This window comes from Deltaproteobacteria bacterium GWC2_65_14, assembly GCA_001797615.1.
Lineage (GTDB): Bacteria > Desulfobacterota > Deferrimicrobia > Deferrimicrobiales > Deferrimicrobiaceae > GWC2-65-14.
In genome coordinates this window covers 9,234-31,780 of sequence record MGPV01000010.1, presented here as the reverse complement: position 1 = coordinate 31,780, position 22,547 = coordinate 9,234, and the positions used below count along the sequence as shown (strand labels likewise).

The window sequence follows — 22,547 nt, the reverse complement described above, 5'->3', positions numbered from 1 at the left end:
TGGGCTTTGCGGGTTTTCCACAGGTGTGGATAACCGTGTGGGCAACTGCAGGCACCCGACGAGCCTTAACCGCTGGACAACGCATGCATTTTCCTTTCGTAAAATCCGATTTTTTTCGAGCATGAGCGGGGCCGTTTCGTGACATCCAAAGCGTGGGAAAGAGCGCTTGCCCAGATCAAGGGAGCCGTCTCGGACCAGGTGTTCGAGACATGGCTGCGGCCGCTGCGTTTCGTCGCCAGGGAGGACTCGCTGGTCCTTGTCGCCACCCCCCACAGGTTCTTCAAGCAGTGGATCGAGGAGAATTACCTTGCGCACCTCGAGGAGGCAGCCCGGAAGGAGTTCGGGCGGGATGTCTCCGTCGAGATCGTCGTGGGAAGCGACGAGGACGGCGACAGCGAGCGGACTCCCTCGCCGGCCGAGGTGCCGGACCCCCAGGCCCCTCCGGAGAGAGGCATAACCCAGCGTGCCCGCAACGGGGTGCTCAACCCCCGGTATACCTTCGATCGCTTCGTCGTCGGGGTCGGAAACCAGTTCGCGCAGGCCGCCTCCTTCGCCGTCGCCACCGATCCGGCGAAAAGCTACAACCCCCTCTTTCTCTACGGAGGCGTCGGCCTCGGCAAGACCCACCTGCTGCACGCCATCGGAAACCTCGCCCTGGAGCGGAATGCGAACGTCCGGGTCTGCTACATCACGGCGGAGAAGTTCACGAACGAGCTGATCTACAGCCTGCGTACGAACCGGATGCCCAGCTTCAAGGAGAGATACCGCAACGTCGACCTGCTCCTGGTGGACGACGTGCAGTTCATCGCCGGCAAGCAGCGCACGCAGGAGGAGTTCTTCCACACCTTCAACGATCTCTACTCTTCCCGGAAGCAGATCGTCGTTTCGAGCGACAAGTTCCCGAAGGAGATTCCGGACCTGGAGGAGCGGATCCAGTCGCGCTTCGAATGGGGGCTCGTCGCCGACATCCAGCCGCCCGATCTCGAGACCCGGCTCGCGATCCTGAACCGGAAAGCCGAAGCGGAGCAGATACCCCTCCCCGAAGACGTGGGGCTCTTTCTCGCCAGCATGGTCAAGAACAACATCCGCGAGCTGGAGGGGTCGCTCATCCGGATCGGGGCCCACGCCTCGCTGACCCGCCGGGAGATCAACCTGGAGCTGGCCAAGGAGGTGTTGGCGAAGCTGCTGGAGAGCTCCGTGCGGGAGATCTCCCCGGAGGCGATCCAGAAGGCGGTCGCGGAACACTACGGGGTGAAGGTCTCCGATCTTCGCTCCGAACGGAAGCACAAGGTGATCGCGCTTCCCCGACAGATCTGCATGTATCTCATGCGGCAGATGACGAGCTGCTCCTACCCGGACATCGGCCACCGGTTCGGAGACCGGGACCACTCCACCGTGATGTACGCCGTAAAAAAGATAGAGAAAAAAATCGGGGAAGATGTATCTTTAAGAAACAGCATCGAGGCGCTGCGCAAGTTGATCAATGGATAACCCTGTGGAAGGAATGCGGATGCTTTTTTTCTCCACAACCTGCACCCGAACCCCGCACAGCTTCCCCGCAGCAACCGCTCCCGGTATCTTCCGCCGGATCCCCGGCTTTCCCGTCTCATCCACAACTTCACAGCTCCTACTGCTGCTTCTGGGTTTCAAGATTCTAAAAGAAAGAGGGAGACCATGAACTTCTCTGTGGAGCGCGACCAACTCGAAGGGATGCTCGCGAGGGTACAGGGCGTGGCGGAGCGACGGCACGCCATGCCGATCCTGTCCCACCTGCTCCTGACCGCCGCCAAGAAGGGGGAGCCCGGAGGAGGCCCGGGAATCACGGTGGTCGCGTCCGACCTGGAGATCGTCATCCGCTGTACTCAGCCGATGGACGTGGGGGAGGGCGGATCGATCGCGCTTCCGGCGAAGAAGCTGTTCGACATCGCGAAGGTCCTTCCCAAGGGGTCGGTCACCATCTCGGAAAAGGAGGGGACCTCCGTCGAGCTCTCCGCGGGACGCGGCCACTTCCGACTGGCGGGTCTGCCGAGCCAGGAGTTTCCGGAGATGCCGGAGAAGCCGAAGGGAACCGCGGTCCCGATCGATTCGGACGTCTACCGGCGTCTCGTGGACCGGGTCACTCCGTTCGCCACGGGGGACGAGACCCGGTACAACCTCTCCGGCATCCTGCTCGAGAAGCGGGAAGAGGGGGGGAAGGCCATGCTGAGGATGGTGGCCACGGACGGGCACCGGCTGGCGGTGGCCGACGGGGAGGTCCCGGAGATCGGCGGGCTGATCGGGGAGAGGAAGGTTCTCGTCCCGAGGAAGGGGTTGCTCGAGATCCGCAAACTCGCCGACTCGGGGCCGGGGTCGCTTTCCCTGTCCGCCTCGGAAAAGTTCCTCTTCGCCGGAAAGGGGGACACCGAGATCTGGGTGCGGCTTCTCGACGCCGATTTCCCGGACTATCGGCAGGTGATCCCCAAGGAGAACAAGCTCCTGGCCTCCGTGCCCCGGGAGCCGTTCCTGGGCGTCCTGAAGAGGGTCAGCGTCATGGCCCCGGAGAAGATCAACAGCGTGAAGCTCTTTTTCTCCGGGAAGCAGCTGGAGGTGTCGACCACCAGCCCCGACCTGGGAGAGGCCAGAGACCTGCTGCCGGTGGAGTACGACGGCGGCCCCGTCAAGATCGGGTTCAACGGAAGATACCTGCAGGACGCCATCAACGGGATCTCGGAAGACACCGTCGGGTTCGAGATGAAGGACGAGGTCTCCCAGGTGATCCTGCGGGCTCCGAAGGACCCGTCCTACCTCGCCATCATCATGCCGATGCGGATCGCCTGAAGGGGGCTTCCCACAGCCCCGAGGGAACAGCTTTTTCCTCTCCGCAAGGCCGATCCGTAGTATAATAAGTCGATTATACTTTCGAGGTGTTTCCCGCATGTCGGAACAGCCGAACGACCTCCTCCGCAACGGCAACGGGGCGGACGACTATACCGGCGAAAACATTAAGGTTTTAAAGGGCCTGGAGGCGGTCCGGAAGCGCCCGGCGATGTACATCGGGAGCACGGACGCCAACGGCCTTCACCACCTCGTCTACGAGGTCGTCGACAACTCGATCGACGAGGCGATGGCGGGGCACTGCGACGCCATCTCGGTCACGATTCACCCGGACAACTCGGTCAGCGTGGACGACAACGGCCGCGGGATCCCCATCGACGTGATGGAAGGGGAGGGGGGCAAGCCCGCCGCCGAGGTGGTGCTCACCGTCCTGCACTCCGGCGGGAAGTTCGACCGGGACACATACAAGGTGTCCGGCGGTCTCCACGGCGTGGGCGTCTCCGTGGTGAACGCCCTCTCGGAGTCTCTCGAGGCGGAGATCCGCCGCGACGGCAAGGTCTACCACCTGGGCTTCTCCCGGGGGATGACCACCTCCCCGATGACGGTGACCGGGAAATCCCGGAAGACCGGGACCAGGATCACCTTCAGGCCGGATACCCAGATCTTCACCGAGACCGAGTTCAGCTTCGAGACGCTCTCCCAGCGGCTGCGGGAGCTTTCCTTCCTCAACGCGGGGCTGAAGATCTCGATCCTGGACGAACGCACGGAGAAGTCGCACGAGTTCCAGTACAAGGGTGGGATCGTCTCCTTCGTCCAGCACCTGAACCGGAACAAGAACGCGCTGCACAGCAAGCCGATCTACGTGGAAGGGGAGAAGGACAACGTCCAGGCCGAGGTCGCCCTCCAGTACAACGACTCCTACCAGGACACGGTCTTCGCCTTCGCGAACAACATCAACACCCACGACGGCGGCACGCACCTGATCGGCTTCCGGTCGGCGCTCACCCGCGCGGTGAACCAGTATGCCCAGAAGGGGAACCTGCTCAAGGGGGTCAAGGAGAACCTCTCCGGGGACGACCTGCGCGAGGGGCTGACCGCCGTGGTGTCGGTGAAGGTGCCGGAGCCGCAGTTCGAGGGGCAGACCAAGCACAAGCTGGGAAACAGCGAGGTCAAGGGGATCGTCGACTCGCTGGTCTACGAGAAGCTGGCCAACTACTTCGAGGAAACCCCCTCTGTGGCGAGGAAGATCGTCGAGAAGGCGCTCGAGGCGGCGCGTGCCCGAGAGGCGGCGCGCAAGGCGAAGGAACTGGCCCGGCGCAAGGGGGCGCTCGACTCGGCGGGGCTGCCCGGGAAGCTGGCCGACTGCCAGGAGACCGACCCGGGGAAGTGCGAGCTCTTCCTCGTCGAGGGGGACTCGGCGGGGGGCTCGGCGAAACAGGCCCGCGACCGGCGCTACCAGGCGATCCTGCCGCTGAAGGGGAAGATCCTCAACGTCGAGAAGGCGCGTATCGACAAGATGCTCTCCTCCCAGGAGATCCGGACGATGATCACGGCGCTGGGCACCGGGATCGGGAAGGAGGATTTCGACGCGGCGAAGGTCCGCTACGGCAAGGTGATCATCATGACCGACGCCGACGTGGACGGCGCGCACATCCGGACGCTGTTGCTCACCTTCTTCTTCCGGCACATGCGGCAGCTGATCGACGCCGGCAACATCTTCATCGCCCAGCCACCGCTCTTCGGCATCCGCAAGGGGAAGGGGATGACCTACCTGAAGGACGAGGCGGCCTATCGGGAGTTCCTGATCGAGAACGGGATCCAGAACCGGCGCGTGGGCGGCGGCAACGGGCAGGGGGCGCTCACCGGGCAGAAGATGGCGGCGTGGCTTCGGAAGATCTCCCGGCTCGAGGAGATCGCGATCCGGGCCGACCGGCGCGGCATGCCCGCCTTCGTGCTGCTCTCCCTCGCCCCGAGGGCGGCGGAAGGGGTGAAGGCGCTGGAAGGGGAGAAGGGGGCGAAGAAGTTCTTCACGTCGCTGGTCGCGGAGTGGAAGGGCAACCGCCCCGACGTGACCCACGTCTCCTTCGAGATCCGGCCCGACCCGGACGACGACGCGGAAAGCGCGGTCCAGGTTCTCCTCAGGTGGAAGCGGGGAGGGCTGCCGATGGAGTGCACCATCGACCGGCACCGCCTCCGTGCCGCGGACCTGCGGGAGTCGAACACCCTCTACACCCAGGTCCAGGAGACGCTGCCTCCTCCCTACCGGCTGGACGGCGACGGCGCCTTCCCCGAGGCCGACGGGCCGCTCTGCCTGCTGGGGCAGGTCCTCGAGGTGGGGAAGAAGGGGCAGACGATCCAGCGATACAAGGGTCTGGGCGAGATGAATCCCGAGCAGCTCTGGGAAACGGCGATGAATCCGGAGACCCGGGAGCTTCTCCGGGTGGAGATCGGCGACGAGACCGACGCCGACGAGATCTTCACGAAGCTGATGGGCGACCAGGTGGAGCCGCGGAGGGAGTTCATCGAGAAGAACGCCCTGGAGGTCTCCTCGCTCGACATCTAGGCGGCTGCCTTGCTGCGCATGATTCGAACGGGAGGAGGCGGCAGATGGAACCGTCCAAAATCGTCGTCCGGTATCTCGACGGAAGAATCCTGAAGGGAACCACCCGGAATTTCTCGCCGCTGAAGCCGACCTTCCAGCTTCTTCCGGGGGGGAGGACGACCCTCGTGGAAGTCTCCGTGAGCCACTTAAAAGCCGTCTTCTTCGTCCGGGACTTCCTGGGGAACAAGCTTTACAGGGAGAGGAAGAAGGTGGCGGAAGGGGACAAGCCGCAAGGGCGCCTCGTGGAGGTGACCTGCAGGGACGGAGAGGTGCTCGTGGGCTCGACGATGGGATACGACCCCGGCCGCCCGGGGTTCTTTCTCCATCCCATCGACCCGAAGACGAACAACACCAAGATCTTCCTGACATCCGCGGGCGTGGCCAAGGTACGGTATTTCTGACGTCCCTTCCGGTTTATTCCCCGTCGCGGCCGGTGGCCGCCTATCCGTCCTCGGGGCTGCGCACCGCGAGGCCCGGACGGTTCAGCACGTGCGTGTAGATCATCGTCGTCGCCACGTCGCTGTGCCCGAGAAGCTCCTGCACCGTGCGGATGTCGGCCCCGGATTCGAGAAGGTGCGTCGCGAAACAGGCGCAGCGTGTGGCAGCCGACCGGTTCCGCGATGTCCGCCATCTCGCCCACACGAGATACCACTTCGTTTGCGCCCCGGACCGACCGTGCAGCTCGAGGGCGTCGCGGAACGGGCCGTCCCAGGATTCCGGAGGGTCCCCTCGATGATCCGGCTCCCGGTCCGGAGGTCGATCCCCCCCGACGTGTACGCTTTCACGCAAGCCGTCGCCCATGGCCCCCCTCCCTCTGTTTTCAACAGACCACAGCAAGGACCGTGCTATACAGCAAAGGCCAGCATTCCCCCCATCCCACGCTGTCCAACAACCCAAACAGCATCCCGGGCCATTCCACCCTTAACCCCACACCGCCTAAGCAGCGGTTAGCTGGTCATCGTTCATGACCAAAGGAGACGAAATATGGGAGCGGTGGAAAATATAAAAGAAATTGCAGACCTGATAAAGAAGATTGGCGACATCGATCTATACCGAAAGATAGTGGAGTTGGAACAAGAAGTATTCGAACTGTCAAGGCAAAACAGAATATATCAAAGTGAAATAGAAGATCTAAAAAATCTATTTAATGTAAAACAAAATATTAAGTATGTAGGTCAAGTATATTACGTTGAAGGAGATCCAGATCCGTATTGCCCAAAATGCTGGGAGGTTAGCAAAGCGCTAGTTCACTTAACAGAATCCGCGAGTCCCAGTTTCGGTCATTGCCCTAATTGCAACAAATCATTTAGGGTTAGGTAAGCTGCAATATCTTAAATTTAGGACCTGCCTGGAGAAGCAATTGAATTTTAATCATATTTGCCTCTATACGGATGGCGGCAGCAAGGGGAACCCTGGGCCTGGTTCAATTGCTGTTATTATTTGTAACTCCGATAACGCAATCTTACATGAATATTCGGAATGTATTGGACATTGCACGAATAACCAAGCCGAATACAAGGCATTGATAAAGGGGCTTGACTTGTCAGCAAAATACACTAGGCGAAAGGTAACTTGTTATTCGGACAGCGAACTTCTAATAAAACAAATGAATGGACAATACAGGTTGAAAAATGATGAACTTAGAAAATTATTTCATCATGTCCTCGACCTCGTCCGGATGTATGACGAAGTCGTATTTCAGCATGTATTTCGGGGAAATCAGCGAATCACCCGAGCCGACCAGCTTGTAAAGCAGGCACATACGGGAAGGCATATGAATAGAGTCCATGTAATCCCATGATGCCAGCTAACAACGGCTTGAAGCTGACGGCTGCCCGGCGAAATACCTGTGGCCCCGCAGCTTAAGCCGCGCGTTAGACGCTAAATTTTTCACGCCCCTTGGGGGGTGTTGTCTTTGGGGGGTTGCAGGGCATCCAAGGATATGGTACAAGATATGGTACCACATGAAGTACGCTATAGGAGGGCGCCATGCCGAAAGTACTCCCAACCGAAGACGTCAGACCCTTATCCGAATTTCGAGCCAATGCCGCCGCTTTGGTGAATCAGGTGCGCACAACGCGACGGCCACTGATCTTGACGCAGCATGGGAGAAGTGCAGCTGTTCTTCTTGATGTGAAGTCATATGAAGATCTCGTTGAGCATGCGGAATTACTGCAAGATATCCAGTTGGCAGAATCTCAAATTGCTGAGGGGAAAGTTATAGAGCATTCGGAATTCAAGAAATATATCTTTGAACGGCTAGGCATATGAAGGTCTTATGGTCATATGTTGCCGTTGCAAATCTTATCGAGAGTAATAGATTTATTGCGAAGGAAAATCCGGAGGCAGCACGTTCGGTGATAAATGATATTTATGAGGCTGGAAACCGCATAAAAGAATTTCCGAACAAGGGTCGCATTGTTCCAGAGATAAGGAAGCAAAACGTAAGGGAAATATTTTGCAGGAATTACAGAATCATTTATAAAATAGAATCTAAGCGAATAACCATATTAACCGTTCGCCATATGAGACAAGAATTAAAGGAAAATGATACTTAAATATATATTTGCGTCTAACAACAGGCTGAAGCTGACGGCTGCCCTGCGGAAGTACCCGAGGCCCCGCAGCTGAGCGTCAGCTCTCAATTCTTGCCGATATCGGAGGCATGCGAACCGAGGGAGGAGTTCCCAATGCTGCAAAGCGTCCAGGGATATATCGACTATTACGAGGGAATTCGCCGTCGGACTCTGCATTTCATCGACGCTATTCCCGCGGACAGAATCGATTGGCTACCAGGCGAGGGCGAATTCACGTTCGGAGACCTCATCCGCCACCTGGCTGCCACCGAGGATATGTTTATCGGCGCCGTGGTGAATGGAATATGGAAATACGCCGGGCACAAAATCGAAGCGAAACAGGAACGCGACGTTGCCATCACGTTGCTCAAGTCCACTCACCAAGATGCCATGAAGAGACTGGGCACTTTAAGCGACTCCGCTTTGACGGAAACTCGCCCATCACTGAGCGGCACGGAAGTCAAGACATGGCGATTGTTGATGGCGATGGTCGAACACGAAGTCCATCATCGTAGTCAAATGGCAATGTACTTAACGCTGATCAAAATCAAACCCCCTCATATCTACGGCCTGAAGAATGTGAACCTGGTGGAGGAATTCGGCACCGGGGAGGGGGTCTGGAAGATCTTCGCGGCCGGCGTCCGGACAGTCCAGGTCCGGCCCGGGCGGCTGCGGATCATGTTGCAAGAGTAGGTTTCCCCTCCCGCGGGAAATCGGATAGAATGCTTCCTGCCGCCGCACCTGCGGCGGAGTGTCCCGTGCATGCAACCTTCCATCGGTCGCGGCCGTCGAGTCCGGAAACCGGCTGGCAAACCCTCTTCCGTCAGATGCGAGGAGAACGCCGATGGGACTTCCGGAACGCTCTCTCGACAGAACCGCCTCGAAGTGCCTCTCACTCCTCCGGGAACTTCTCGACAGCTTCCACCCACGGGACTTCGCCGTCCGCCTGTGGGACGGAAGCGCCCTGGAGCCCGGGCCCGGACGGCCGGCGCGGTTCACGCTGGCGATCCGGAACCCGTCCGCCCTGCGCACCCTGTTCCTTTCGCCGGACGAGCTCTCCCTGGGAGAGGCCTACGTCCACGGCGACATCGACGTGGAAGGGGAGATCGGGGCCGTCTTCCGCCTGGCGGACCACCTGGCCCGGCATCGCCCGGGAGTGGGGCAGCGGCTTCAGTGGGCGAGGCAGCTCTATGCCCTGCCGGGCGCGGACCAGTCATCCCGGTTCCTTCGCCGGCCTAGGATCGGCGGTCGGCTCCACTCGATATCCCGGGACCGGAAGGCCGTCACCTACCATTACGACGTCTCCAACGACTTCTACGCGCTGTGGCTCGACCGCAGGATGGTCTACTCCTGCGGGTACTTCTCCACGCCTCAGGACGACATCGATACCGCGCAGGAGCGGAAGCTGGACCTGGTCTGCAGGAAGCTTCGGCTACGCCCCGGGGAGCGGCTGCTCGACATCGGATGCGGGTGGGGAGGTTTGCTGATACATGCCGCGAGGCGCTACGGCGTGGAGGGGGTCGGGATCACGGTGAGCCGTCCCCAGGCCGACTTCGCGAACGCGAAAATCCGGGAGGCTGGCCTCTACGAACGATGCCGCGTGGAGCTGTCCGAGTACCGGGAGATGGAGGGGGCTGGTTTCTTCGACAAAATCGCAAGCATCGGGATGGTCGAGCATGTCGGCGTCTCCGGCCTCTCGGGGTATTTCCGGCGGGCCTTCGGGATGCTGCGCCCCGGAGGGGCCTTCCTGAACCAGGGGATTGCCTGCAACCCTGCTTGGCCGCCGCCTCCGGGTCCCTCCTTCAGCGACCACTATGTCTTCCCCGACGGGGAGCTGCCGCCGGTCTCCTCCACGCTGCGGGCCGCGGAGGAGGAGGGGTTCGAGGTGCGCGACCTGGAGAACCTGCGGGAGCACTACGTGCTGACGCTCCTCCGCTGGAGGGCGCGCCTGGAGGCCCGGGTGGATGCGGCGTTGCGGATCGCGGGGGAGAGGATCTACAGGATCTGGCGGCTCTACCTGGCCGGCGCGGCCTACACTTTTTCCACTGGGAAGAACAACGTCTTCCAGGCCCTCCTGGTGAAGCCCGACGGAGGGAGGAGCGGTCTTCCGTTGACCCGGGAGGACTGGTACCGCCAGTCCCCTTCCGGCTGCTGACCCGCGATCCCCTGCGGACCCTTTTCCCGGGCATGTTGGGGTGTTTTCCGTGGTAAAATATCCCGGTTGAATCATCCCGAAACGACCCCTATTTCCACGGGAGCTTTCTGAACCGACATGGACCTTTTCGCCAAGCCGGCCGCGACGCGCACCGTCCAGGACGAGATGCGCAGGAGCTATCTCGACTACGCGATGAGCGTGATCGTCGGGCGGGCCCTGCCCGACGTGCGCGACGGGCTCAAGCCGGTCCAGCGCCGCATCCTCTACGCGATGTACGAGCTGGGGAACGAGTACGGAAAGCCCTACAAGAAGTCGGCCCGTATCGTCGGAGACGTGATCGGAAAGTTCCACCCGCACGGGGACACGGCGGTGTACGACGCCCTCGTCCGGATGGTCCAGGAGTTCTCCCTCCGGTACCCGCTGGTGGACGGGCAGGGGAACTTCGGCTCGATGGACGGCGATTCCGCCGCTGCGATGCGGTACACCGAGGTGCGGCTGGCGAAGATCTCCGCGGAGCTCATTTCCGACCTCGACAAGGAGACGGCGGAGACGGTCCCGAACTACGACGGGTCGATCACCGAGCCGCGGGTCCTGCCGGCCCGGATCCCGACGCTTCTGGTCAACGGAAGCTCCGGCATCGCCGTCGGGATGGCCACCTCGATCCCCCCGCACAACATGGGGGAGGTGATCGACGCCCTGCTCGCGATGATCAAAACCCCCGACCTCACGGTGGAGCAGCTGATGGTGTTCGTCCCCGCCCCCGATTTCCCCACGGGGGGGATCCTCTACGGGCTCGAGGGGGTGCGGGACGCCTACCGGACCGGGAAGGGGAACGTCCAGATCCGCGCCCGCGCCTTCATCGAGAAGACGAAAAAGGGGGACCGGGAGTCGATCGTGCTCACCGAGATCCCCTACCAGGTGAACAAGGCGCGCCTGCTGGAGCGGATCGCGGAGCTGGCGAGGAACAAGCAGATCGAGGAGATCTCCGACCTGCGCGACGAGTCGGACCGGGACGGGACCCGGATGGTGATCGAGCTCAAGAAGGATTCGGTCGCCGAGGTGGTCCTGAACAACCTCTACAAGCTGACCCAGATGCAGGTCTCCTTCGGGGTGCAGCTGCTGGCCATCGTCCAGAACCAGCCGCGGACGCTCAACCTCAAGCAGATGCTCGAGGAGTTCCTCGCCTACCGGCGGGAGGTGGTGACGCGGCGCTCTCTCTTCCTCCTGAAGAAGGCCGAGGCCCGGGCGCACATCCTGGAAGGCTTCAGGATCGCGCTGGCGAACCTGGACGCGGTGATCCAGCTGATCCGCAAGTCGAAGGACCCGAAGGAGGCCAAGGAAGGGCTGGTGAAAACGTTCGCCTTATCCGAGATCCAGGCCCAGGCGATCCTCGACATGCGGCTGCAGCGGCTGACCGGGCTCGAGCGGGAGAAGATCCTCGAGGAGCTGAAGGAGGTTCTGAAAGAGATCGCGAGACTGAAGAAGATCCTGGGCGAGGAGACGGAGCTGCTCCGGGTGATCTCCGAGGAGTTCCGGGAGATCCGGGCGGCCTACGCGGACGAGCGCCGCTCGGAGATCGTGGAGGAGACGAGGGAGCTCTCCCTCGAGGACCTGATCGTCGACGAGGAGATGGTGGTCACCGTCTCCCACTCCGGCTACATCAAGCGGAACCCGATCTCCCTCTACCGCTCCCAGCGGCGGGGAGGGCGGGGGAAGGTGGGGATGGGGACCAAGGAGGAGGATTTCGTCTCCATGCTCTTCGTCGCCACGATGCACTCCCACATCATGTTCTTCACGAACACCGGGAAGGTGCACCTGCTCAAGGTCCACGAGGTCCCCGAGGCGGGGCGGGCGGCGAAGGGAAAGGCGATCGTGAACCTGCTTTCCCTGTCTTCGGGCGAGCGGATCTCGGCGATCCTCCCGGCGCGGGAGTTTACGGCGGGGAAGTTCGTCGTGATGGCCACCGCGAAGGGTGTGGTCAAGAAGACCGACCTGATGGAGTTCTCCCGCCCCCGGGCCGGCGGGATCATCGCGCTGGGCCTGAACGTCGGAGACTCGCTGATCGCCACGGAGATCACCGGCGGGGAGGACGACGTCCTCCTCTCCACGCGGCAGGGGCTCTCCATCCGGTTCCGCGAGGAGGACGTGCGGGCGATGGGGCGCACCGCCGTGGGGGTGCGCGGGATCTCGCTCGGAAAGAAGGACGAGCTCGTGGGGATGGAGATCCTGCGCGCCGGCGGGACGCTGCTCACCGTCACCGAGAACGGCTACGGGAAGCGGACCGCCATCGACGAGTACCGGGTCCAGTCGCGCGGCGGCAAGGGGGTCATCACCCTGAAGGTGACCGGGAAGACCGGGGCGGTCCTGGGGGGGGCCCAGGTGTCCGAAGAGGACGACGTGATGCTGGTCACCGACGGCGGGAAGATCATCCGGATGCCCGTCGCGGAGATCCGGATGAGCGGCCGGAACACCCAGGGGGTCCGTCTGATCGGGATGGAGGAGAAGGAGAAGGTCGCCTCCCTGGCCCGGCTGGCGGAGAAGGAAGAGTAGGGCGCGGCCGCGGCGCATCGACGCCCTCGGTGCCGCGCTCTCCTTGTGACATGAACCACTCCACGGCCTTGAGGCGCTCCGCGGCCCTCGTCGCCCTGGCTCTCCTGGCTCTCCTTCCGGCCTGCGCGGACCGGGCGAGGGAGCGGTTCGAGGGGGCGGAGAAGGCGCTTCTGCGGCAGGAGATGGATGCGGCGCTGGCCGGGTTCCGCTCGATCCCGAAGGAGTTCCCCCAGTCGCGCTACTCCCCGGCGGCCCTGCTGCGGCAGGGGGACCTGTACGGGTCCTATTACCGGAACTACGACGCCGCGCTCGAGGCCTACGACTCGCTGGTCTACAACTTCCCGCAGGTCGCGGAGGCGCCCCAGGCGATCCTGCGGAAAGGGGAGATCCACCTGCTCCAGTTCTTCAGCTACGCGAAGGCGGTCGAGGAACTGGAGCATCTCCGGAGCCGCTATCCCGGCTTCGGGAAGATGGACGAGGCGCTGGTGTTGCTGGCCAAGGCCTACGGCGGGCTGTCGGACCCCTCCAGGCAGGCGGAGGCGCTTGCCGAACTGCTGGAACGACACCCTGGTTCCCCCAGGGCGATGGAGGCGCGGTGGATGCAGGCTTCTGCGCTGTTGGGGCAGGAGAGGTATTCCGAGGCGGACCGGGCCTTCCGGAAGATCCTGTTCCTTGCCCCGGACAAAAAGAGCGCAGCCCGCGCCCGATGGGGACTGGCGCAGGCGATGGAGGGGGAAGGGGACTACACCGGAGCCCTGGAGCAGTACGAGGCGATCCGGGACGACTGGGAGGACCCGGGCTATGTCACGGAGAAGATCGGCCGGCTCAGGAAGCGGATGAAGGATTCCCAATGACGGGACGCGGCGCGGAAACGATCGCGGTCGTCGGCGGCGGATCGTGGGGGACCGCATTCGCCTCGGTGCAGGCGCAGCGGCACAGGGAGGTTTCGCTCTGGGTCCGCGAGGAGGAGATCTGCGCCTCGATCCGGGAATCCCGGGAGAACCGGGTGTTCCTGCCCGGCCTGCGGATCCCGGACGGAGTCCGGCCGACGACCTCGCTTCAGGAGGCCCTTGCAGGCAAAAGCGTCGTGGCCTTCGCCGTCCCGTCGCACCACCTCCGGTCGGTGGCGGAGTCGGCGGCCCCGCACCTGTCCCCGGGGGCGAGCCTGGTCTCCCTCTCCAAGGGGCTGGAGAACAGGACCCTCCTGCGGATGTCGGAGGTCCTCGCCCAGGCGGCACCCGGCCACGGGTCGAGGGTGGCGGTGCTCTCCGGCCCCACCTTCGCCCGGGAGGTAGTGGCCGGGAAGCCGGCCGGGGCGGTGCTCGCGTCGTCCGACCCGGGGCTGGCCGTCTCCCTCCAGTCGGTTCTTTCGGCGAAGCGGTTCCGGATCTACGCCGGGACCGACGTGACGGGGGTCGAGATGGGCGGGGCCCTGAAAAACGTCATGGCGATCGCGGCGGGGATGGCGGACGGGCTTTCCTTCGGGCACAACGCCAGGGCCCTGCTGATCTCCCGGGGGCTTGCCGAGATCGCCCGGGCGGGGCAGCGGCTGGGCGCAGACCCGCGGACCTTCTACGGGCTCTCCGGGCTGGGCGACCTCGTGCTTACCTGCACGGGCGACCTCTCCCGGAACCGGACCGTCGGGATCCGGATCGGAAAAGGGGAGACGGTGTCCGACATCCTCGCGGGCATGGCGATGGTGGCGGAGGGGGTGATGACCTCCCGCGCGGCGGTCGACCTGGGGAAAAAAACCGGCGTGCCGATGCCGTTGTCGGAGCAGGTGCATCGTATCCTGCACGAGGGGAAGGAGGTCCGGGAGGCGGTGTCCGAGCTCTTCGCCCGGACGCTCCGGATGGAGCCGGAATGAGCGTGTACGATCCGGAAGGGCTGAAGCGGGAGATCCGGGAGCTGCTCCGCAGCCGCAGCGCCGTGATGCTCGCCCACAACTACCAGCGCGACGAGATCCAGGAGATCGCCGACATCACCGGGGACTCGCTGGGCCTGAGCCAGGAGGCGGCGAAGACGGACGCGGAGGTGATCGTCTTCTGCGGCGTCCATTTCATGGCGGAGAGCGCGGCGATCCTCTCGCCCGGGAAGACGGTCCTGCTCCCGCGCATGGAGGCCGGCTGCCCGATGGCCGACATGGTCACGGCGGACGACCTGCGGGCCTGGCGGGAGGCGCACCCGGGGGCGGTGGTGGTCACCTACGTCAACTCCTCCGCCGAGGTCAAGGCGCTCTCGGACATCTGCTGCACCTCGGGCAACGCGGTGAACGTGGTCCGCTCGATCCCCGCGGACCGGGAGATCTTCATGGTGCCGGACCGCAACCTCGCGCACTACGTCGCGAAGAAGTCCGGGCGGGCGCTCAGCTGGTGGGACGGCTATTGCCCCACCCACGAACGGCTCAAGGTCGAGGCCGCCGCCCGTGCGAAGGCGGAGCACCCCGACGCCCTCCTCGTCGTGCACCCGGAATGCCCGCCGGAAGTGGTGGAGATGGCCGACGCGGTGCTGTCCACCTCGGGGATCTACTCCTACTGCGGGAAGTCCGACGCGAAGGAGTTCATCATCGGCACCGAGATGGGGATCCTCTACCGGCTCCGGAAGGAGAACCCGGGGAAGGTCTTCCACCTCGCCTCGCGGGCGCTGATCTGCCCCAACATGAAGCTGACCACGCTCGAGGACGTGCGCGACTCCCTGGAGACCCTTTCCCCGCGGGTCTCCGTTCCCGCGGAGATCCGGGAGGGGGCGCTGGCGGCTTTGGAGGCGATGCTGGCCGTCCCGCGCGACGCTTCCTGATCCGCCCTCCGATGCTCCGGGATCGTCCGACCCTCTCCTTCGAGCACCTGGCCCTCTCCTTCGGGAGGGAGGATCGTCCCTGCCGCCAGATCCTGGGGATCCCGCACGGCGCCCGGGCCTTCCTCCTTTCGGCGCTGGCCCGGCGGCTGCAGCGCCCGGTCCTCTACCTGGTCGACTCGGCCGCGGAGGCCGAGGAGAGCTTCCGGGAGCTTTCCGCCTACCTGGGCCCGGACGGAACGACCCGCTTTCCCTCCCTGGAGGCCGCCCCCTACGAGGAGATCGCCCCCTTTCCGCCCTCCGTCCATGACCGGATGCGGACCCTCTTCCGCCTCTTGCGGTCCGGTGAGGGCGCCGGCCCGCTCGTGGTCGTCTGCCCGGTGGAAGGGCTCTTCCGGAAGACCCTTCCCCCGGCGGTGTTCGCCGGATCGGTCCGCCGGATCGCTCCCGGAGCGGAGGTCGACCTGGAGGAGCTGACCCGGGAACTGTCGGCGCTGGGCTATGCGCGGCTTCCGGCCGCCACCGACCCGGGGGACGTCGCCGTCCGGGGGGGGATCGTCGACATCTACAGCCCCGCCCATCCGCACCCGGCGCGGATCACCCTCGACGGCGACCGGGTCGAGTCGATCCGCTGGTTCGACCCGGAGACCCAGCGGACCCGCTCCGCCGCGCAGGAGTTCTTCGTCATCCCCTGCTCCCAGGTGATCACCCGGGCGGAGTTCCTGCGGGCTGCGGGGCGGGCCGCCGTCGGGGCGGACGGCCTGCCGTGGAACGGGAAGGAACCGGAGGCGCTCCGGCAGGGGATCCGGTACCGGGGAATCGATGCGATCCTCCCCCGCCTGTACGGGGGCGCCGGGACGCTGTTCGGGCATCTGCCGGAGAACACCGTGGTGGCCGCCGCCGATTCGGTCTCCTGCGTGGGCGAGGCGAAAAACCTCTTCGCCGAGGCGGAGGAGAACTTCCGGATCCAGGGGGAGGAGGCCGGCCTTCCCGCGCCGGCGGAGCTCTACCTGTCGCCGGAGGAGCTCGTTTCCGCCCTGTCCGCCGTCCCGCTCCTCTGCTTCGACCGGATCGAGGTGTCCCCCTTCGGACGCGGCGACGCGGTGCGGGGGACCCTGGAGATCCAGGGGAACGAGGATATCCGGCGGAGCACGGCGACCTCCTCGTCGGAAGGGCTGCTGCTGCCGCTGGCGACCGAGGCGAAGGAGTGGTGGAAGCGGGGGGACCGGTTCCTGATCAGCTCGCTCTCCCCCTCCCAGGCGGAGCGGATGGAGGAGCTGCTCTCCCGCTACCCCCTCCCGCTGGTCCCCGGGTGCACCCTCCCCGCCGCCCTCGCGGAGGGAAAAGGGGTTCTGCTCTGCCGCTCCGGGGTGGCGCGCGGCTTCCGGTTCCCGGAGCTTCGGATCGCGCTGGTCACCGAGTCGGAGATCTTCGGCGAGAAGGCCCGCGCCCGCAAGGGCAGGGGGGATGCGGCGCTTCCCGCGGAGGAGTTCTCGCTTCGGGAGCTGCGGGTGAGCGACCTCGCGGTCCACGTGGACCACGGCATCGGGGTCTACCGGGGGCTGATCCGCCGCCGGGCCGGCGGCGTGGAGGGGGACTTCCTCGTGCTCGAGTATGCCGGCGGAGACCGGCTCTTCGTCCCCGTCGAGAAGATGTCCGGCGTGCAGCGCTACGTGGGCTCCGAGGAGACGCACCCGCAGCTCGCGCGGCTGGGGGGGACCGCGTGGCAGCGCGCCAAGCGGAAGGTCCGCGACTCCCTCCTGGAAATGGCCCGGGAGCTGGTCGAGCTCAGCGCCCGCCGGGAGCTGGCCCGCCGCCCGCCCGTCTCTCCGCCCGACGCCAGCTACCGGGAGTTCGAGGCGGCCTTCGCGCACGAGGAGACGCCGGACCAGCAGAAGGTGATCGAGGAGGTCCTCGGCGACCTGGTCTCGGAGAAGCCGATGGACCGGCTGGTCTGCGGGGACGTGGGGTACGGCAAGACGGAGGTCGCGGTCCGGGCCGCCTTCAAGGTGGTGCTCGACGGGCGGCAGGCCGCGGTGCTCGTCCCCACCACGGTCCTCGCGGAGCAACACCACAAGACCTTCCGGGAGCGTCTGGCCGGCTACCCGGTCCGGGTGGAGAACCTCTCCCGCTTCCGCTCCCGGAAGGAGCAGGCGGCGGTGACGGCCGACCTGCGGGAGGGGAAGGTCGACATCGTGATCGGCACCCACCGGCTCCTGCAGAAGGATGTCTCCTTCCGGGACCTGGGGCTGGTCGTGGTCGACGAGGAGCAGCGGTTCGGCGTCCGGCACAAGGAGAAGCTCAAGGCGATGCGCGCCTCGGTCGACCTCCTCACGCTCACCGCGACCCCGATCCCCCGGACGCTGCACATGGCCCTCTCCGGGATGCGGGACATCAGCGTGATCGCCACCCCCCCGGAGGACCGCCTCTCGATCCGCACCTTCGTCCTTCCCTTCTCGGAGGAGACGATCCGGGAGGCGGTGGACCGGGAGATCCGCCGCGGCGGGCAGGTCTTCTTCGTCCACAACCGGGTGCGGACGCTCCCCGCCATGGAGCGGATCCTCCGGGAGATCCTCCCCGAGGGCCGGATCCTGGTCGCCCACGGGCAGATGGAGGAGGAGGAGCTGGCCCGCGCGATGGACGACTTCTCCGCCGGGCGGGCCGACCTGCTGCTCTGCACCGCGATCATCGAGGCGGGGCTGGACATCGCCAGCGCGAACACGATCCTGGTGAACGACGCCCACCGGTTCGGGCTCGCCCAGCTCTACCAGCTGCGCGGCCGGGTGGGGAGGGACCGGCTGCGGGCCTACGCCTACTTCCTGCTCCCGGGGGAGATCCTGATGACGCGGGAGGCCTCGCAGCGGCTCGCGGTGATCACCGACCTCACGGCGCTGGGCTCCGGCTTCCGGATCGCCTCCCACGACCTGGAGATCCGGGGAGGGGGGAACCTGCTCGGGAAGGACCAGTCCGGCCACATCCACCAGGTCGGCTACGAGCTCTACACCCAGCTGCTCTCCGAGGCGGTGGCGGAGATCTCGGGGAGGACGGAGGCCGAGCGGGAGGAACCGGAGCTGGAGCTGCGGATCCCGGCCTTCCTCCCGGACGACTACATCGCCGAGCCGGGGATCCGGCTCGATTTCTACCGGAAGTTCGCGGCGGCCCGCAGCGTCGACGCGGCCGACGACCTCGAGCTTTCGATGCTGGACCGGTTTGGACGGCTTCCGGACCCCGCGGAGGCGCTGTGCGACATGACGCGGATGCGGGTCCGGATGCGGGAGGCGGGGATCCGGGAGCTCAAGCGGGGGAACGGGTCGCTCTATCTCTCCCTCGCGGACCGCTCTTCGGTCGACCGCTCCCTGCTCGTCCGGCTGGTGACCCGGGAGAGGGGGCTCTTCTCCTTCGTGCGGGGAGAGGTGCTCGCCATGCGGCTTGAGGCGGAATCGCCGTCCGAGGTGGTCTTGGCGGCCAAAAACCTGTTGAACCGGCTGTCCCCCCGGGGGTAGCATGATTCCCTTGCGGCACAGCGGATCGATCTTCCGGAAGGAGAATCCACGGATGCGCATGCGGACACGGCTGCTGGCGGTTTCCCTGGTCCCGTTCCTGTTCGCCTGCGGAGGGCCTGGCGGCTCGCCGCGGGAGAAGGTTCTCGCCGAGGTGAACGGAGCGCAGATCACCGAGGCCGATTTCGAGCGGGAGGCGGAGACCCTTCCCCCCTACATGCGGCCGATCCTCGAGACCTCCAACGGGAAGAGGCAGTTCCTGGAGAGCCTGATCACGCGGGATCTCCTCCTCCAGGAGGCGCTGCGGCGGGGAGTCGACCGCAGGCCCGAGGTGCGCGGCCGGCTGGGGCAGGCGCGCCGGTCGATCCTCCTCGAGGCGCTCCTGCGGGAGGTGGCCGAGAAGGCGCCGGGGCTTTCCGAGGAGGCGATGAGGAAGCACTACGAGGAGAACCGGGAGAACTACGAGGCGGGCGAGCGGGCGCGGATCCGGCAGATCCTCTTCCGGGATCGCGCCCTGGCGGAAGACGCCGCCCGGAAAGCGAAGGCGGGGGAGTCTTTCGAGCAGCTGATGAGAGCGGCGGAAGCCGCGGGGGAGAAGGCCTCGGACCTGGGGTTCGTCGAGAGGGGGGAGACCGACAAGGAATTCGAGGCGGCCGCCTTCGCCGCCCCGGCGAATTCGGTCATCGGCCCGGTGCGCACGGTCTACGGCTTCCACCTGCTCCAGGTGCTGCAGAAGGAGCCGGCGGGGCTGAAGCCCTTCGAGGAGGTCCGGGAGGAGATCGCCGGGGAGCTGCGCGAGTCGGCCCAGCGGGAGGCGTTCGAGCGGCTGGTCGGCGGGCTGCGCAAGAGCTCCCGGGTGACGCTGCTCGGGCCGTTCGCCGGGATGCCCCCGCTGCAGGACGAGTCCCCCGGAACGGGCGCGCCGGCGGCCCGGGATGCGAAGCCGGGGCAATCCCCGCCCGGCAAGGGGCGCTGATCCCGTCCGCGGGGGGGCCATGGCGAGCCGGGGGTTCCGCCATCGCCGGATCGGGGCCTTCGCCTCCGCGGCCCTGTTCCTGCTCTCCTGCTCCCGGGAGCCGCCCAGGATCACCGACGCCGATGTCGTCGTGGCGAAGGTCAACGGCGCGCCGGTCACCCTCCAGGAGCTGAAGGCGGAGATCGCATCCATCCAGGGGCTTTCCCCGTCCGCCGTGTCGAAGGGGACCGCCCCGGAGGTGTCGCAGGCCCTCCGGAGGCTGGTCGAGCGCTCCATGGTCCTGCAGGAGGGGGTGCGGCAGGGGATCTCGGTCACCGAGTCCGAGCTGGAGGAGGAGGTGAAGCGGTATCGATCCGATTTCCCGCCGGGGGGGCTGGAGAAGACGCTCCTGCAGCAGGGGATCGGCATGGACGAGTGGCGGTCGCGGATGCGGCAGTCGCTGCTCTACCGGAAGTCCGCCGAGGCGGTGGCGGGGCGTCTCGCGGAGGTCACGGAGGAGGAGGTTCGGCGGGCCTGGCGGGAGCGGCCCCGCAGGACGAGCCCCCCGGAGCAGATCCTGGTGCGCCAGCTGATGTTCGACACGGAGGAGAGCGCCCTCCGGGTCCGGGAGAGGATCCTGGCGGGGGACTCCCCGGACAAGGCGGTCCTGAAGGGTTCCGGAGAGGGGCCCGCTCCCGCGATCGCCGATCTCGGGTACCTTTCCCGGGAGGATCTCCCCCGGGAGCTTTCCGGGGAACTCTTCGCCCTCCCGGCGGGCGGAGCCAGCCGCGTGGTCCGCCGGGACAAAAGCGTCAGCATCTTCCTGGTCGAGGGAAGGCGGGAGTCCCGGGAGGAGTCGTTCGAGGAAGCCGCGCCGCAGATCCGCGAGGAGCTTCTCCGGGCGAAGCGGGAGGAGGGCTTCCGGGGGTGGATGGAGGGGGAGATGGCCAGGGCCGACGTCAAGATCCAGGAAGCGATCCTCGCCGAGCTCACGGAGGGGAAGCGATGAGGGGGCTCCGTGGAGCGGCCCTGTTGTGCGCGGCAATCTGCCTGCTGGCAACGCCCGTGCGGGAGGCCGCGGCGAGGCTCGTGGACGGGGTGGTCGCCGTGGTGAGCGGCGAGCCGGTCACCTTCTCCGAGTTTCGCGAATCGGTGGCGGAGATGCTTGGGATTTCGGAGGGGGACACCGATGTCTACCTTCGGGAGGAGCGGGACCGGGGGCGCGTCCTGAAGGGGCTCGAGACTCTCATCGAATCGGTCCTGGTCCGGCAGAAGCTCGAGCAGCTGGGGCAGGCCGTTTCGGACAGGGAGGTGGAGCAGGCGGTCGAGGCGGTGCGGAAGAACAGCGGGATGGCGGAGGAGGAGTTCCGGGCGGCGCTGGAGCAGGAAGGGCTCTCCCCGGCCGCCTACCGGAGGCGGCTCCGGTGGCAGATGGAGCGGGGGGCGATCGTACGGGCCCTGGAGTTTCGGGCGGTCACCGTGACCGAGGAGGAGGTCCGGTCCTACTTCGAGGAGAACGCGGAACGGTTCCGGAAGGGGGGCGAGATCCGGATGGAGATCCTCTTCCTGCCGCTTCCCCCCGGGGAGGAGGACGGGGAGCCGGCCGTCGCTCCCCGGATCGCGGCGCAGCAGGCCGCGGAGGGGTTCCGCGCGGGGATGTCCCTTGCCGACGCGGTCCGGCTGGTGTCCGGGGCGGTTCCGGGGGCCGCCGTGATGGAGCCCGGGTTCGTGAAGACGGAGGATTTGGCCCCGGAGATCGGGAGGGAGGTGCAACGGCTCCGGACCGGGGAGGTTTCCCCGCCCGTGTTCACCGGGGAGGGGGGGTTCCTCGTGAAGGTGCTCGAGCGGCGTGGGGGAACGCTCCCGGAGTTCCCCGAACTGAAGCGCCCGCTTACCGACGAGCTGGTGGACCGCCGCAGCGAGAAGGCCTACGCCGATATCCTGGCGGAGCTGAAGCAGGAGGCCACGATCGACATCCGCCTGTGATTCCCAAGGGGGAGTCGGCCGTACCGGGAGAGGATCCTGGAGGCGCCGGAGCAGGAGGAAGGGAGGCAGCCAGATGCCGCTTCCGCGGAAGCATGAATCTCTACGAGTGGCCCTGCCGGATCATCCTCGAGCATGAGCGCGAACACCATCCGCAGATTCGGGAGATCGTCCGGAAGCTCGGAACGCGGTAGGAGGTAGGGACGTGGACCCGGGCGCGCTTCCGCGCATCGCCGTTTCCATGGGCGACCCGGCCGGGGTGGGCCCCGAGATCGCCGTGCTGGCCCACGCCTCGCCGGAGATCTTCTCCCTCTGCCGGCCGGTGGTCTACGGCGACCGGGAGATCCTCGCGCGCGCCGCGGGGGTGACCGGGAAGCGGGTCGAGATCGCCGCCGGGGGGGAGCCCGCCTTCGGCCGCCTCCTGGTGAAGCCGGTCTCCTCCCTGCGTCCCGCGGAGATCCCCTTCGGAACGCCCTCCCTTCCCGGCTCGCGTGCGATGGCGGACTACATCCGGGTGGCTGCGGGCGACGTGCTGGCGGGGCGGGCGGACGCCCTGGTCACCTGCCCGATCGGCAAGGAGGGGCTCGCGGCGGCCGGCGTCCCCTTCCCGGGGCACACG

At 65.7% G+C, this 22,547-nt stretch carries 15 protein-coding genes and 1 pseudogene (1 of these 16 only partly in view); 15 read left to right on the top strand and 1 reads right to left on the bottom strand.

The window, feature by feature from the left end:
* Positions 1–138: 138 nt before the first annotated feature.
* The 4 genes from A2X88_07870 to A2X88_07855 all read left to right on the top strand — a co-directional run bounded on the left by A2X88_07870 (position 139) and on the right by A2X88_07855 (position 5,817).
* On the top strand, positions 139–1,491 hold the full coding sequence (locus A2X88_07870; GenBank protein OGP35478.1) for a chromosomal replication initiation protein DnaA: 1,353 nt from the start codon (positions 139–141) through the stop codon (positions 1,489–1,491).
* Between the two features lie 183 nt (positions 1,492–1,674).
* Positions 1,675–2,817: a DNA polymerase III subunit beta gene (locus A2X88_07865; GenBank protein ID OGP35477.1), complete on the top strand. Its 1,143-nt coding sequence runs from the start codon at positions 1,675–1,677 to the stop codon at positions 2,815–2,817.
* Between the two features lie 97 nt (positions 2,818–2,914).
* Positions 2,915–5,377, top strand: a complete 2,463-nt coding sequence (locus A2X88_07860; GenBank protein ID OGP35476.1) for a DNA gyrase subunit B — start codon at positions 2,915–2,917, stop codon at positions 5,375–5,377.
* 44 nt (positions 5,378–5,421) lie between these two features.
* On the top strand, positions 5,422–5,817 hold the full coding sequence (locus tag A2X88_07855; protein ID OGP35475.1) for a hypothetical protein: 396 nt from the start codon (positions 5,422–5,424) through the stop codon (positions 5,815–5,817).
* A gap of 40 nt (positions 5,818–5,857) precedes the next feature.
* On the opposite strand, the gene A2X88_07850 is transcribed toward A2X88_07855, so the two are convergent.
* On the bottom strand, positions 5,858–6,058 hold the full coding sequence (locus tag A2X88_07850) for a hypothetical protein (protein ID OGP35503.1): 201 nt from the start codon (positions 6,056–6,058) through the stop codon (positions 5,858–5,860).
* 2,048 nt (positions 6,059–8,106) lie between these two features.
* Here A2X88_07850 and A2X88_07845 point away from each other — a divergent pair.
* The 11 genes and pseudogenes from A2X88_07845 to A2X88_07795 form a co-directional block, all read left to right on the top strand.
* Positions 8,107–8,685 (top strand): hypothetical protein, encoded by a 579-nt coding sequence (locus A2X88_07845; GenBank protein ID OGP35474.1) that lies wholly within the window; start codon positions 8,107–8,109, stop codon positions 8,683–8,685.
* Between the two features lie 151 nt (positions 8,686–8,836).
* Positions 8,837–10,147 (top strand): cyclopropane-fatty-acyl-phospholipid synthase, encoded by a 1,311-nt coding sequence (locus A2X88_07840; GenBank protein OGP35473.1) that lies wholly within the window; start codon positions 8,837–8,839, stop codon positions 10,145–10,147.
* A gap of 117 nt (positions 10,148–10,264) precedes the next feature.
* Positions 10,265–12,697: a DNA gyrase subunit A gene (locus A2X88_07835; protein OGP35472.1), complete on the top strand. Its 2,433-nt coding sequence runs from the start codon at positions 10,265–10,267 to the stop codon at positions 12,695–12,697.
* A gap of 68 nt (positions 12,698–12,765) precedes the next feature.
* Entirely contained in the window at positions 12,766–13,551 is a 786-nt protein-coding gene (locus tag A2X88_07830; protein ID OGP35471.1) for a hypothetical protein, read from the top strand.
* On the top strand, positions 13,548–14,564 hold the full coding sequence (locus A2X88_07825; protein OGP35470.1) for a glycerol-3-phosphate dehydrogenase: 1,017 nt from the start codon (positions 13,548–13,550) through the stop codon (positions 14,562–14,564). The genes A2X88_07830 and A2X88_07825 overlap by 4 nt, the downstream gene beginning before the upstream one ends.
* A complete protein-coding gene (locus A2X88_07820; GenBank protein ID OGP35469.1) occupies positions 14,561–15,493 on the top strand; it encodes a quinolinate synthase in 933 nt (310 codons plus the stop codon). The genes A2X88_07825 and A2X88_07820 overlap by 4 nt, the downstream gene beginning before the upstream one ends.
* Before the next feature lie 47 nt (positions 15,494–15,540).
* A complete protein-coding gene (locus tag A2X88_07815) occupies positions 15,541–18,993 on the top strand; it encodes a transcription-repair coupling factor (GenBank protein OGP35502.1) in 3,453 nt (1,150 codons plus the stop codon).
* 1 nt (position 18,994) lies between these two features.
* Positions 18,995–19,966 carry a hypothetical protein gene (locus A2X88_07810; GenBank protein OGP35468.1) on the top strand — a complete coding sequence of 324 codons (972 nt, stop codon included), beginning with the start codon at positions 18,995–18,997 and terminating at the stop codon, positions 19,964–19,966.
* A gap of 19 nt (positions 19,967–19,985) precedes the next feature.
* Positions 19,986–20,954, top strand: coding sequence for a hypothetical protein (locus tag A2X88_07805; protein ID OGP35467.1), 969 nt, complete (start codon positions 19,986–19,988; stop codon positions 20,952–20,954).
* Between the two features lie 23 nt (positions 20,955–20,977).
* Complete coding sequence (locus A2X88_07800) at positions 20,978–21,931, top strand: hypothetical protein (GenBank protein OGP35466.1); 954 nt, start codon at positions 20,978–20,980, stop codon at positions 21,929–21,931.
* A gap of 238 nt (positions 21,932–22,169) precedes the next feature.
* A pseudogene (locus A2X88_07795) lies at positions 22,170–22,547 on the top strand (hypothetical protein); it runs 544 nt beyond the window's last position.